The organism is Leptothoe kymatousa TAU-MAC 1615 (assembly GCF_018739865.1).
Classification (GTDB): Bacteria; Cyanobacteriota; Cyanobacteriia; order Phormidesmidales; family Phormidesmidaceae; genus Leptothoe; species Leptothoe kymatousa.
The window spans coordinates 193,544-207,711 of record NZ_JADOER010000002.1 but is presented as its reverse complement, the minus strand read 5'-3'; the positions used below and the strand labels follow the sequence as shown (position 1 = coordinate 207,711).

Annotated in this window: 10 protein-coding genes and 1 pseudogene; 3 read left to right on the top strand and 8 right to left on the bottom strand. The window is 50.9% G+C overall.

What is annotated here, in order from left to right; translation table 11 throughout:
- Nucleotides 1-60: 60 nt before the first annotated feature.
- Nucleotides 61-333, top strand: coding sequence for an FHA domain-containing protein (locus IXB28_RS01280; protein WP_215616727.1), 273 nt, complete (start codon nt 61-63; stop codon nt 331-333).
- 265 nt (nt 334-598) lie between these two features.
- Here IXB28_RS01280 and IXB28_RS01275 read toward each other — a convergent pair whose 3' ends face one another.
- Nucleotides 599-1,444, bottom strand: coding sequence for a formylglycine-generating enzyme family protein (locus IXB28_RS01275; protein WP_215616726.1), 846 nt, complete (start codon nt 1,442-1,444; stop codon nt 599-601).
- Nucleotides 1,445-1,982: 538 nt separating this feature from the next.
- Here IXB28_RS01275 and IXB28_RS16960 point away from each other — a divergent pair.
- Nucleotides 1,983-2,099 (top strand): annotated as a pseudogene (locus IXB28_RS16960) (transposase); the annotation flags it as partial.
- Nucleotides 2,100-2,211: 112 nt separating this feature from the next.
- Here IXB28_RS16960 and IXB28_RS01270 read toward each other — a convergent pair.
- The 4 genes from IXB28_RS01270 to IXB28_RS01255 all read right to left on the bottom strand — a co-directional run bounded on the left by IXB28_RS01270 (nt 2,212) and on the right by IXB28_RS01255 (nt 9,049).
- Nucleotides 2,212-3,045 carry a formylglycine-generating enzyme family protein gene (locus IXB28_RS01270; protein ID WP_215616725.1) on the bottom strand — a complete coding sequence of 278 codons (834 nt, stop codon included), beginning with the start codon at nt 3,043-3,045 and terminating at the stop codon, nt 2,212-2,214.
- 102 nt (nt 3,046-3,147) lie between these two features.
- Complete coding sequence (locus IXB28_RS01265) at nt 3,148-5,841, bottom strand: formylglycine-generating enzyme family protein (RefSeq protein WP_215616724.1); 2,694 nt, start codon at nt 5,839-5,841, stop codon at nt 3,148-3,150.
- Nucleotides 5,838-7,043 (bottom strand): AAA family ATPase, encoded by a 1,206-nt coding sequence (locus IXB28_RS01260; RefSeq protein ID WP_215616800.1) that lies wholly within the window; start codon nt 7,041-7,043, stop codon nt 5,838-5,840. Before IXB28_RS01260 ends, IXB28_RS01265 begins: the two co-directional genes overlap by 4 nt.
- A gap of 35 nt (nt 7,044-7,078) precedes the next feature.
- Complete coding sequence (locus IXB28_RS01255; protein WP_215616723.1) at nt 7,079-9,049, bottom strand: phosphorylase family protein; 1,971 nt, start codon at nt 9,047-9,049, stop codon at nt 7,079-7,081.
- 144 nt (nt 9,050-9,193) lie between these two features.
- Here IXB28_RS01255 and IXB28_RS01250 point away from each other — a divergent pair, with 144 nt between their 5' ends.
- Entirely contained in the window at nt 9,194-9,748 is a 555-nt protein-coding gene (locus tag IXB28_RS01250) for a hypothetical protein (RefSeq protein WP_215616722.1), read from the top strand.
- A gap of 126 nt (nt 9,749-9,874) precedes the next feature.
- On the opposite strand, the gene IXB28_RS01245 is transcribed toward IXB28_RS01250, so the two are convergent.
- The 3 genes from IXB28_RS01245 to IXB28_RS01235 form a co-directional block, all read right to left on the bottom strand.
- Nucleotides 9,875-10,693: a formylglycine-generating enzyme family protein gene (locus tag IXB28_RS01245; RefSeq protein WP_326520912.1), complete on the bottom strand. Its 819-nt coding sequence runs from the start codon at nt 10,691-10,693 to the stop codon at nt 9,875-9,877.
- Between the two features lie 14 nt (nt 10,694-10,707).
- Entirely contained in the window at nt 10,708-12,069 is a 1,362-nt protein-coding gene (locus IXB28_RS01240; RefSeq protein ID WP_215616721.1) for an FtsW/RodA/SpoVE family cell cycle protein, read from the bottom strand.
- A 191-nt stretch (nt 12,070-12,260) separates the two neighbouring features.
- The gene (locus IXB28_RS01235; protein WP_215616720.1) at nt 12,261-13,847 is read right to left on the bottom strand and encodes an NAD(P)H-quinone oxidoreductase subunit 4; all 1,587 of its coding nucleotides are present in this window, start codon (nt 13,845-13,847) and stop codon (nt 12,261-12,263) included.
- Between the last annotated feature and the right edge of the window lie 321 nt (nt 13,848-14,168).

The following is a 14,168-nucleotide window of genomic DNA, read 5'->3' as shown; positions in this document are numbered from 1 at the left end:
GTCCGCCTAATGACCGTAGTTTATTTATGAGGCCTGCGATCGCACAGCGGTAGACCGGGCATGAGTCAGTTACATCTGGTCGAAACCTGTCCAGGCCAGGCCACCCAGCGGACACCAATCGCCCTACATCAGTTTCCAATCACCATTGGCCGGGGCAACTGTACCTATCGCGTGGCGATGGGGAATTTCCCCAACGACTACCGGGACAGCATCAGCCGAGTCCAGGCAACTATTCTGAAGCAAAATGGCCAGGTATGGCTGAAGGATGGCGGCGAGCAGCCCAGTGCTAATGGTGTGTATGTGGCGGGGAAAAAGATGCATCCACATACCTAACTGTGGTTCGGTAGTCCAAAAGTAGTTCAGTGAAATGAGCCAACTGGCACACTAGGGGCATAAGCTCAGAATTAGCAATTGAGGTTAAGAGGGGGGAGTAACCTACGTGGAACGTTTTGCGGGCTATCGCGATAGGTTCCTTTATGGGCCAACCGTTTATAAAACGGCTCTCTGAGGCAATGGTATGAGCGTCAAAAAATCGAGACGCTACGCGCCAAAGAGGGTAAGAGAGTAAAAAAGAAAAAGGGTTACTAAAGAGCCCACTCTACGAGAAGGCTAGCGCCAACGGGGCACGACATACTACACGAAAACCGATTCGGTAGTAGCGGTAGTCGGGCGTATAGACATGGCGAGAGGCGGAGAGGCAATTGCGCGGATAGGTGCCCCAGGAACCGCCGCGTACTACACGACTAGAATCCTCATTGTTCGTTAACCAAACGCTTCCATCATTTGGAGCTTCTTGATAATTGTCATGCCAGTGATCCTGGCACCATTCATCTACGTTCCCATGCATATCACATAGGCCAAAGGCATTGGCAATATTAAAATGATCGACTGGTGTTGTTTCCTGTCGATATTCTCCTTTGGGGCCTTGTCCATAGGAACCCGACCAACCAAGGCTCCCGTCGTCCGTGCCGCGATAGTTAGCTATTTCCGTTGTAATGGTCTCTCCAAAGTAAAATGGGGTCTGGGTGCCTGCTCGACAGGCGTATTCCCATTCTGCTTCGCTTGGCAAGCGATACTCCCGCCCTGTATGGGCTGATAGCCGAGTACAAAACTCTACTGCTTCATACCAGGAAACTTGCTCAACAGGACGATTATCCCCTTTAAAGTTATAAGGGGCGGCGTTTAACTTATGCTCGACTTGAGGAAGGGCAGTCACTGCTTTCCACTGGGCTTGGGTGACCGGATATCGGCCCATAAAAAAGGTGGGTACGCTCACCTCGTGCTGAGGCCCTTCCGTATCACGACGATCGAGTTCATCGTCTGGTGAACCCATCAGAAATGTGCCACCAGGGACGCGGATCATATCTATGCTTACTTCACCAGATAACTGTTCAACGAAATAGCGTGTCTGGCGCTGTTCTCGGAGAAGCTTAGGTTCCACCATAGAAATGACAAAAAAAAAGCTATCCCGATTCTACCGCCTAGTCCCACTCTAGTGCCCAGACTCCGGCTGGACACCATCCCCAAGGCTCTGCCTCTCCCCATCTGGGCACTCTAAAAAAGCTCTGCCTAATCCATACAATGGCCCGATCCCGATCCCGAGTTCTCGGTCCACAACCTCACTTCATCACTTGCTCTACCGTCCAATAGATGACCATATTCAGCAAACCAGAACTCATAACAATCCTGCTGGACTCCCTACGGTTCTTGCAAACCCATCATCGACTAATGCTCTACAGCTACGTCATTATGGAAAACCATGGGCACCTGATCGCGTCAGCCGAGAACTTATAGCTTGGCGCACATAGTTCAATGCATAAGTAAGTGATCCTAATTAATTTTCAGATATCGAGGCCCCCTCCCGTCCCCCTTTCTTGAATGTCCCTTGAGCTATATTCTGGGGGAGTCCAGACTCACAGCCCCCAAAATTGGGGGTTTGGGGGCAGAACCAAAGTAGTTTAACAAAATTGAGTTCACCTACTTATATTCATAATAATCCGGTGAAGCGTGGCTATGTAGATAGGCCGGAGCATTGGCGATATTCGAACTATCGGAATTATATGGGAGAGGTGGGGTTGTTGGAGGTTCTGACTGGGTAATACCTCTCAGTGGTGGCGGCAGAGCCGCTGGAGAGGGCACCCAGCCGGAGTCTGGGTGCCAGATCGAGGCGCTACGCGCCAAAGAGGGTAAGAGAGTAAAAGAAAAAGAGGGTTACCGAAGAGCCCTCGGGGCACGACATACTACACGAAAACCGAATGTGTAGTAGCGGTAGTCGGGCGTAATGTTGTTGCGAGAGGCGGAGCGGCAATTGCGCGGATTGCCGTTCCAGGAACCGCCGCGTGCTACACGTCTAGAATCCTCTTTTTCAGCGAGCCAAGCTCTTCCATTAGTTGGAGCATTGTTATAGTTACTATGCCAATGGTCCTGGCACCACTCCCATACATTTCCGTGCATATCATATAAACCAAACGCATTGCCAATACCAAAGTGTTCAACGGGCGTTGTCTTCTGTCGATATTCACCGGTTGGTCCGTTGTTGTAGGTTTTAGTACCTTGATAATTAGCCACCTCAGTCGTGATCATTTCCCCAAAATGAAACGGGGTGGTGGTCCCTGCTCGACAGGCATATTCCCACTCTGCTTCTGTCGGTAGCCCATACTCACGTTCCGTATAGGCTGATAGTCGCTGACAAAACTCTACAGCGTCGTACCACGATACTCGCTCCACTGGAAGGTTAGCCCCTTTGAATCCAGACGGGTCTAATTCTAGAATTCGTTCGACCTGGGTTAACCCGGCCACAAAGCGCCATTGTGCCTGGGTGATGGGATATTGCCCCATAAAGAACTCATTCACTGTTACATCTCGCTGTGGCCCTTCATTATCAAATCTTTCTGGTTCATCGTCTGGGGAGCCCATGGTAAATGTGCCTGCAAGGATTTGCACCATTTCCAAGGTCAGGTTTTCAGCTAGGACTTCGGCAAAGAACTGGATGGTTTCCTGTCGTCGTTTGTAGGAAATTGGGGGTTGTGCTGACAAGGTGGCCATAGATTAGGAAATGGAGTTGAGGATGGCGGCGGAGCCGCTGGGAGCTAGAAAAATCGAGGCGCTACGCGCCAAAGAGGGTAAGAGGGTAAAAGAAAAAGAGGGTTACTGAAGAGCCCTCGGGGCACGACATACTACACGAAAACCGACAGTGTCGAGGCGGGCGTCGGGCGTAAGGTCGCCGCGAGAGGCGGAGCGGCAATTGCGCGGATCGTAGGGCCAGGAACCGCCGCGTACTACATGATTAACATCCTCGTTTTCAGTAAGCCAAGCGCTACCATCAGTCGGTGCTCTGTTGTAGTTTCCATGCCAGTGATCCTGACACCACTCCCACACGTTCCCATGCATATCGCATAAGCCAAAACCATTGGCCACCCTAACCTGTGTAACTGGGGTGGTTTGTTCTCGATATTGCCCTTTACGACCGTCGTTGTAGACGTAGGTACCGTTATAGTTAGCCACATCAGTCGTAATCATCTCTCCAAAGCTAAACGGGGTGGTGGTGTTTGCTCTACAGGCATATTCCCATTCTGCTTCCGTCGGTAGCCCATACTCATGCCCCGTGTAGGCCGATAGCCGCTGACAAAACTCCACTGCTTCGTACCAGGAAACCTGCTCCACCGGGCGATTATCCCCTTTGAACCTGCTGGGATCAGCTTCTAGGGGATGTTCAATTTGGGGTAGCCCTGCCACAAAGCGCCATTGGGCCTGGGTCACCGGATATTGCCCCATAAAGAATCCATTCACCTGTACATCGTGCTGTGGTCCTTCGTTGTCGAACCGTTCCGGCTCATCAGCGGGGGAACCCATGACAAAACTGCCTGCGGGAACGGCCACCATCATTATAAATGTGTCGGTTCCCAACCGTTCCCGATAGCGCTCTGCCTGACGTTTCTGAGTGCGGACTTCCCATGGTCGTCTGAAAATACCCCTGCGCTCAATGATGGCCATATCAAAGCTAAAGGCTTTAATCTCTTCAACAGGAATTGTGCCAGTGGGTTCCTCCAGAACAATGGTGACCACTTCGACTTCCTTGGTCTGTAGCGGTGGAAAGTTTGGTTCTTCCTCCAGTTGAAGTTGAACCGTCTCATAGTCGAGGGTTCGCAGGGGTGGGAAATCAAGGAATTCGGCCACCGCATATTCAAAGGTTTGCAGCTCAAAGTCAGGCCATTCCTTAGTAGTGCTTGGATCTACCGATTGCCGAGGATCCAACTGATCGGCTAAGTTTGCATACTGATCCCCAAGGGTGCGCAGAATCCGGGCTGTGACCTGAGCAAATTTTTTCAACCCATAGGCCTCAGCTTCTGCCCTTAGCTCAGGAGATAATAACAGGGCTCTAAAGTCCGCTAAGGTACAGTTCAACTGTTCTGCCACATAGCCAGACACCGCATCAATGACGCTGACAGCCTCGACAGGGGGCAATATATCCAACAACCTGTCACGGGTTTCGACAGGAAAGTCATATTGAACCAGTTCAGCCCCAGTATCCGCAGGCTGATCAGCAGAGCGTTGTAACAAGCCTCCCAGGAACACCTCTGCCACGGGCAACGGGGATGAGCCCGACAGCATTGATGCTCGAATCAGACGCATCACGGGTAGTGTGATCACTGGCGCTGCTGATAGTAGCGCTGCCAGACGCCGAGCCTCGGGGGTGGCTCGCAGTCGAAATTGCTCTAGCCGTTGATCCGATTCATTGGCCGGACGCTCACGCCCCCGCTCCCAACCGTCAGCAGGTAAAACAAACCCAGGGGCAGACTGCCTGCGATCGCCTGCAAGCATCCGGCTCCAAGCCCCAATCGATGCGCCATCGGTGGTAATCACTGGCAGGCAAATAGGGGGGCCGGATGTTGTCTCTGCTGTATTCTGTTGCGCCAGGCGTTTGGGGGGTCGCAACGCTAAATAGGTGGGTTTTAAGTCTTGGTTAGCGGCCCCCGGAATACGGTTGCGGATTGCTACGTATTCACCCACGCCTAGGGCAGTGCGTTTCCACATCCAGTCCGGTAATACCTGCCAAATAGCAATGGGCATAGACTGGCCCCATAGGGCGAGCATAGGTTGCAGAGAGCCATCCCACCAGTAATCGGCCGTGCAGTCGCTAAACACCAGGGTTAACCGCCGACCATTGGGTGTCAGTAAAGCTCTAGGACTTCGCACTGAGCGATCAGGCAGAGCACATACACCGGACTGCCCGTCTTTAACGACCAGTTCCCACACCCGAAAGTCACGGAACGATCCGTAACAGCGCAACAATCGCTGGATATCTTGAATTAGCCGCTGCCATAGGGCCATGCCTGCACTGCCATCAATGACCAGCGCGACCTCAAACCAGGGTTCGCGATCGGGTTGTAAAATCGGTGACCAGATATCTGTTTCTGCAATGTGATCGACGGTGGCTGCTTCATCTACATGGCTAGCCGTCTCAGACTCAATTTGCTTAAGTAGCGGCCTCAAGGCTCGCACTAATGGCAGTGTTTCTTCTAGCAGTCCAGCATCAGGAACAGAAATGGGCAGGGCTTTAGGGGGAAGGTTGCCTGGAGGTATTGATGCAATATCGGCGGCAGGATTATTTGGCTGTTCATCATCATCCCCATCATCAGGATCCTCCTCCTCCTCAATGGGTGGGTTCCCCTCATCCAAGGGCTGTGGGTCTATGTCATCTGTTTCAGACGAATCCTTTTCCTCAGGTTCGGGGGCAATATCTATAGGCGGTTGTCGTAACGCCAACCAAAGAATATCCGCAATCTCTGTCGGATTGAGCGCATATTCATTCAGAGCTTCGACTAACCGTTCCGTATTCATTTGCCACCCGCATCACTGGTTAAACGACGTAGCAAAATCTTTTTAATCACCTCTAATTCGGTGTCTTTGTCGTCGTCACTGTCCAGTTCTAATATTTCTGCAGACGTGAACCGACACTGACGCACCATATAAACCAGATTTAATAACTGATCTGTCGCCAGAGAGGTTTTTTTCCGCTTTAAATCATTAGCAAAACTAACAACCAGGGGATTGATTCGTTTTTTCAGCTCACCCCAGTCAGTATTGGCCTCATCTCCGCGCTGAAAGTGGGCTCCCACAATTTTTTCTAGGACATCGCTGTTGTCAGGATCTGGCATATTAATGCGCAAACAGCGTCGTAGAAAGGCAGGTGGAAAGTCTCTCTCGCCATTGCTGGTCATGATGACTAAGGGAAACTCATAACAGGTGACCTTGCCCTTAATAATATTCGCAGGGAGTTGATCGTCTGCTGTTCTTACCGATACCGGCTCGTCGCTCTTTTGACGGACAAGTTCAGGGATTTCATAGCTGCCTTCCTCAAACAAATTGAGCAGATCGTTGGGCAAGTTCAGTTCGCTTTTATCTACCTCATCAATCAACAGTACCCGAGGTAAATGGGAGGGTAAAAACGCAGTTCCCACAGGGCCAAGCTGAATATAATTTCCTAGGCTACGTCCTTTTTTCAGTTCGTCTATTATTTGGCGATCGGGTGTTGTGTTGTCAGCCTTGGCTAACATCATTTGGAGTTCCAGTTCTGATTTATCAAACTGGGTGTCTTGCAGACGGGCGATCGCATCGTACTGATACAGTGCATCCGATAGCTTGGCACGTGTGGTAATTGGCCAGAGGAGCACTGGCCCCAATTGCAGCTCATAGGCAATGGCATAGGCCAACGACGTTTTACCGGAGCCTGGATTGCCAGTGATCAGCAAAGGGCGGCGCAATGCTAGCGCTGAGTTAACTGCTGTCAGAATTTCCGATTGGCCGTTACCCGCCTGACGGAGGCGAAAGCTTTGCCCCCGTTCGCGAGAGCGATTGTCTAATCGCATCTCCTTGCGTAGTTCGGTCCATCGTCTCTGGCTCGCCTCATCCCAATCTTTCTCAAAGTCTGCTTTTGACATAAACTGCCGCCAGGCAGGTCGCTCAGTGATAGGTTGCAGTGAACTCTGCTGGGGCTGCTCCTCTGCATTGAGGCCACCTGTAAAAAATTTCCAGTCAGATATAGGGCTAGACATACAGAGTTAAGCAGATACGAGGACTAAGCAGCAGGCTGACGCAAGCGACCGTTTTTCCAGTCCACCAAAACCGGTAACCGGGTCGGACAATCGCATAGTAAGCCTAAATTTGGCACGCTTTTACGATTCTTTTTGATAATCTCAGCAAACGTTGCAGAATTTTGTAGATTATCTGCACTTAAAAAATCGTTGATTTTGATGGAAAGATTGATTTTATCTGGCCCTGATAAGGAACAGTAAGACCAAAACCAAATGGGTATCCCCGACCAAACTACAATGCTCAGCAGCTGCTCCAGTTCTTGTTTATCTGTAGGCAAAGCAGAAAGAAGTTTGAAAATAATATATTCATCTCCGCCTAGCAGCTCGCCTGCCAAGGCTTCACAGTCTAGAGTAAACACCTCATGACACGACTTAATCAGCTCTTTAGCACAACATCCTTGCAAGCGATCCCATTGTGTTTCAAGAGTTTCGATCCGCTCGTCTACGAAATCTTCTTGGGTCAGTCGATCTAACGATCTTACTAACGTGTTTCGCAATAACTTTAGTGGAAGAGGTAGAGGCGCATCGACTTTAACCTTCCAGTCATGGACAGGCTGATCAAAATGTCGCCAGGATAGAAAAAATTCAATGGTTTTGACTTGCTTTGCTTTTCGAAATGCTTCAGACAAATACCTACATAGGTCTTCGTGAGGCTCATCTAAAGAGCATTGGATTCCTCCTTCTGGAAATAGGTTTTCTGGTACTGCACTGTCAGTTGAATGAAGCTCAGCTGTAAAACCAACCATATCTTCATCATCCTTAGGATCTAAGGCGATGAGTAAATAGCTCGAAGGCTGCTTTTTTTCAGACTTAACCTCCTCCTCCTCCTCATGAGAAGGCTTATGAACGTTGAAAAAACCCCTTAGCCCAGAAGGCACAGAACGTTCTTGAGTCCCTTCTAGCGGATTTTCAAATGATTGAATCACAAGGCCTACCCACTTAACTGCCAAACTTAAATCATCTCGACGCTTAAATACAGTTTTTAGGGTTTCAAGGGTATCCAACTGACTTAATTCTGAATACGGATCCCGTTGTTCCAGCGTCAGCTCATCTTCAAATATTTGCTGACACAGGGGAGCAATGATTGGTAAATCTGACTCTTTGAAGTAGGCAAACAGTTCATCCCACACCTGGGACCTAACTTGGTGGACTGAAGTTTGCTTATCAACGAAACTTTCGCAGGGTTCAAAATTGGTTAACAGCTGAAAAGCAAAGGCGCTTGCATGATGCGATGCCGTTGCTTGTCGAACTTCTTCTTGCGCTTGATTGTTGTTAGCCTCGTTTTTATTGTCAAGAAGGTCAGAAATCCCCCGGATGACTATGGCAGATGTCGTTTGTTTGCTTGAATAAGCCGCTCTGATAAAACCATATCCCTCCATTTCGACTGCCACAGCATCACTGTAGTGATGCTGCAAAAAATTACAAACAGCGGTCTGGGTGGAGGCGACAACCTTTTCCCCAGCGGCAATGGGACGCACATATGCATCGGGCAAGCGATTAGGGGAGTCAGATAATCGTTGTAGCCATTGTGAATTACGTGCTTCTGCACGTGCACGTTGCACTAAGCTGTAAGAACTCTCGCCTACTTCCGGACGGGGCTTAAATACTCCAGCTTCTGCTTTGCCTGATTCATAACCATAGATTTTAGTGGCCGCAACGACATCACCAATTTTCACATCTTTAATACCCCCTGCAATGCCAACAAAAAGCACTACTTGAGGCTTGAAATGTTCAAGGGCACTACCCGTCTCTAGTGCTGCATCTACATTACCTGGGCCAATCTCAACAATGCCAACATCCCAGCATTTACCATTCGCTGTAAATGTTCCGCGCTCATAGACAGTCTGCTTTGTAGGATGAATATCCTCTTTACAATCTGATAAAAATGCTCGGACAGCCTTAAATTCAACTGGTAATGCCGTAAGAATGACTGCACAAAGGTTGTCTTGAGGCATCGCTTGCTAGTAGATCATCTCAACCGTATCTATTTGGGTCGATACAATGCACCTTACCCAAATTCTGGAAATTTCCCGTGAAATCCCATAGTTTTTATAGCAAATCGACACAATTAATTTGATACATTTTACGTTTCTAAGCCTATGGATCGCAACGAGCAAACCCTACAAATTTTGATGGACGAGTACCGGGTCCTGAAAGCAGAGCAAAGTATGCGTATTGGCTTCCGCGATAATCTGCTGTACGTCACCCTGGGGATTTTTGGAGCCATCGCTTCCTTTGGCTTGACCAATGCCAAGGGGGCCACTGCATTCTTGGTGATTCCTTGGGTATGTCTGGTGATGGGCTGGACATATCTAATCAACGACGAAAAAATTTCTGCCATCGGACGCTATGTCCGCTACGACCTGGAGAAGCGAGTAAGTGCACTGATCGGCGGCTCCGCTGATGAGAAATATTTATTTGGTTGGGAAACTGCCCATCGGGATGATCCCCGGCGCAAACGACGGAAGTATACTCAGCTATTTATTGATCAGGTGACGTTTGTGATCTCTGGTTTGGTAGCACTGGTGGCGTTTTGGCTGTTAGCAGGAAAGGTTTCTGCGTTTGCGGTGGTTTTGTCTGTGGTGGAGGCGGTTTTGCTAGTTATTTTGGGGGTGAGAATAGCGGACTATGCTGATTTGGCGAAGGGGCACTGATGGCTGTGGAGCTTCCCCAGCGGCTCCTAGCCGGAGTCTGGGAGCTAGATCGAGAAAAAATCGAGGCGCTACGCGCCAAAGAGGGTAAGAGTGTAAAAGGGAGAAAGGGTTACGGAAGAGCCCACTCTACGAGAAGGCTAGCGCCAACGGGGCACGACATACTACACGAAAACCGATACGGATGTCGCGGTCGTCGGGCGTACTGAAGTAGCGAGAGGCGGAGCGGCAATGGCGCGGACTGTTGAACCAGGAACCGCCGCGTAGTACACGCCTAGAATCTTCATTGTCTGTTAACCAAGCGCTTCCATCATTCGGTGCCTTGTCATAATTGCCATGCCAATGGTCTTGACACCATTCCAACACATTGCCATGCATGTCACATAGGCCCCAAGCATTGGCCACATTAAAGTAGTTAACTGGCGTATGCTCATCTTGATATTCTTCTCTTGAATTAGGCTCAGCAATATTAGCAATCTCAGCCGTAATCTTCTCGCCAACATGGTAAGGCGTCTCAGTTCCTGCCCGACAGGCATATTCCCACTCTGCTTCGCTTGGCAATCCATACTCCCGACCTGTCTTGGCCGAAAGTCGCTGACAAAACTCTACTGCTTCGTACCAAGACACTTGTTCCACCGGTCGATTATCCCCCTTGAATTTAGAAGGATCAGGCTCTAAGGTCCGCTCAACTTGCTCAAACCCAGCCACCACTCTCCATTGAGCCTGGGTGACCGGATACTGCCCCATCAAAAACTGCGGTACTTTCACCAAATGCTGGGGACGCTCTTCATCACGGCCATCAGGGTCATCTGCTGCAGCCCCCATCATAAATTCCCCAGCAGGGATCAACATCAACCTGAGGCTTACACCATCGCTCAGGGCTTCTTCATAGCCCTTATTAGTGCGCTTATAGCGATGCAGGGTCAGATTATCGATAGACGTTGCCACACTATCACCATAGGTTAAAGACTTCGAGTGCGTTTCCGCCTGCGATTAGCCACCGGGCTCAATTTCGGCTCCGCCAACTCCTCCGGCTGAATCTGGCTGGGCGGGCGACGGCGAAAAATCCGTTTTTTATCCCCACTGGGCTTCGCCTCTTCTGGCTTAGGTGTCGGCTGGCCATGGCGACGGCGACGGCCCCCCGGACGATAGCGCCTGGGGCGAATGGGCTGTTCGGTCATGGAAACAATATCCGCTTCATGGGCCTCGCGGGCCACCCGGATCAGCAACCCGGCCACCAACATGCTAGACATCATGGAGCTGCCGCCGTAGCTCATCATCGGAAAGGGTAACCCCGTCGTCGGCAAGGACCCGGTGGCCACCCCAATGTTAATCAGGGACTGCCCCACCAGCAGCACCATACAGCCAATGGCAATCAGCCGATTCACCGAAGATTTTGCCTTCAGCGCCACCAGCAACGCCACGGTGCTAAAAACGGCCAAAAACAGCAGCAGCATCACCGCGCCAATAAAACCAAATTCTTCGGCATAGACCGAAAAAATAAAATCGGTGTATTGAATGGGCAGATAGCCCAGCTTCTGCTGGCCCATGCCAAAGCCCGTCCCCCAGAAGCCCCCAGAGCCAATGGCGTATAAACTTTGCACGAGCTGATAGCCGTTGTCACTGGCCTGGGACCAGGGATCTAAAAACGAAATGATGCGCTCCCGCTGATAGGTTTTGATGCTGACGCTCAGCAATGCCGCCAGCAAACCGCCCCCAGCGGTCATCAACAAATGTCGATAGGGTCGCCCCGAGGCCCAGGCAATCAGCCAGAGGGTAATGCCACACACCGCCGTGGTACTGAGGTTGGGCTGCAGCAAAATAGCTAACAGACAGAGGGTAAACACCCCCAGCCATAGCCAGCGGCCGCCGGGTTTAAATCGATGCCAGCGGCCAAACAACCGCGCACTTTGCAACACGAGGAATGGTTTCAGTAGCTCCGACGGTTGGATCAAAAACGGGCCCAGGGGCAACCAGCGGGTGGCGCCATTCACCGTCACCCCCAACCCTGGAATATGGGTGGCTAAAATTAAGCCCAAGCAAACAAATAGGCCCAGCCCAGATAGCTGCATCACATACCGCAGCGGATTTCGGGTCACCCAGCGCGATATGCCCAGACCGACCAAAACCCAAAGAATTTGAACCTTAAAGTAACGGGCGCCATCACCGATTTCAGCATCTGCCACCGGATAGGACGCAGAAAACAGCACCACGAGGCCGATGAATATCCACAGCATGGTTAACCATCGCAGTAGTCTGGCTTCCAGCGCCCAATCCCGCACTGAAAAAAAGTTAATGACACCGGCAAAGCGATTCAAATTCAAGGGACGATTGCTATATAGGAGTGCTTAAGAGATAAAGAAAACCACCGATCTTGTCAAGGGTAACCTTGTAAAGATCGGTGGAAGTAGTAGAGGATATTTTTACAAAGGGCCGCTATGGCACCGCCAAAGGGCAGGCCCCGCAAACCCCATGGCGTAGGAGATGGCATGGCTATCCCCTACAGGCAACGGCTCTACCGACCAATGGCGGGGGCTTTAGTGGTTGGGATGGTGCCGATGGGGAGAGGGGGTTGGCTATCTGCGATCGCAAACAGTTCCGTCCGCAACGACTCGCTAATCTGCATGGTCTTGGCGTCGTACACCTGGGTTAGCAGCTTCGGATATAGACCAAACCCAATGATGGGCACCAACAGGCAAGCCACGATAAACACTTCCCGGGGCTCCGCATCGATCAGCACCTGCTCATCCGTCAGCTCCTTATTTTCAGGACCAAAGAAGATTTCCCGCAGCATCGACAACAGATAGATGGGCGTCAAAATCACCCCCACCGCCATCAGCAAAATCATCACCAGCTTGAAGTTAAAGCTATAGGCATCGCTGTTGGCAAAGCCCACAAACACCATTAACTCCGCCACAAACCCACTCATACCCGGCAGCGCCAGGGAGGCCATGGAGCAGGCGGTGAACATGGCAAAAATCTTCGGCATCTTGGTGCCCACACCGCCCATTTCCGGCAGGATCAGGGTGTGGGTGCGGTCGTAGGTGGCCCCCACCAAGAAGAACAGGCTAGCCCCAATCAATCCGTGGGAGACCATCTGCAGCACCGCGCCGCTCATACCCAGGTTAGTAAACGAGGCAATACCAATAATCACAAATCCCATGTGGGAAATGGACGAATAGGCAATCTTTCGTTTTAGGTTGCGCTGGGCAAACGACGTGAGCGCCGCATAGATAATGTTGATCACCCCAAAGAGAATCAAACCAGGGGAGACAATGGCATGGGCATCGGGCAGCATCTCCACATTCATGCGGATCAAAGCGTAGCCACCCATTTTTAGCAAAATGCCCGCCAGCAACATGTGCACCGGAGCCGTCGCCTCGCCATGGGCGTCGGGCAGCCAGGTGTGCAAGGGGAAGATGGGCAGTTTCACCGCATAGGCCACCAGGAATGCGGTGTACAACCACAGCTGCAGCCGCACCGGAAACTCCTTGGCCATCAGCGCCTGCATATCAAAGGTGATGGTGTCGCCATAGAACGCCATGGCCAGGGCCGCCACCAAAATAAATAGGGAACCGCCAGCGGTGTAGAGAATAAACTTAGTGGCCGCATATAGCCGGCGCTTGCCGCCCCAAATGGACAGCAGCAGGTAAACCGGAATTAGCTCCAGCTCCCACACCAAGAAGAACAGCAGCATATCCTGCACAGCAAACACCGCAATTTGGGCGCCGTACATGGACAGCAGCAAAAAGTAGAACAGCTTTGGCTTCAGCGTGACCGGCCAAGAGGCCAAGGTGGCCAAGGTGGTGATAAAGCCCGTCAGCAATACCAGCGGCATGGAAAGGCCATCTACGCCTACGGACCAGTTCAGGTCTAACGCTGGCACCCAGCTGTAGCTTTCCACCAGCTGCATGCCAGAACTCGTGGGATCGTAGTAATTAACAAATGCAAAGACAATCAGGGCGAAATCAATCAGCCCAACGATCAGGGAATACCAGCGTATGGTTTTGCCATCCGTATCGGGGATCAACGGCAAAAGCAACGCCGCCACAATGGGCAGCAAAATAATGGTGGTTAACCAAGGAAATGTTGCGAAGTCCATATAACAAGAGGTCAGGCAAGAGGCCAGGTTTTATTGCATCCATCCCACCGCCCAGAGCCCGCTTACAAGCAGGGTCGATGGGGTAGAAGATCGGCTGTGGCGTCGTTGCTGACAAGAATCTCAACAACCGTCAGGCCTTAATTAACCACTGTATGAATAAAAATATTGATCCCCTAGTATCTGCTGGATTTCTTAAAAGTGTGTAATGGGATCGTTACAAGTGGTTAATAAAGGTGAGGGGGGTTCAGATAGTTGTTGTTAACCGGGGAATTATTTAGGCTTGGAATCATTAAGAGAACATCAAGAATTGAGCGGACATTA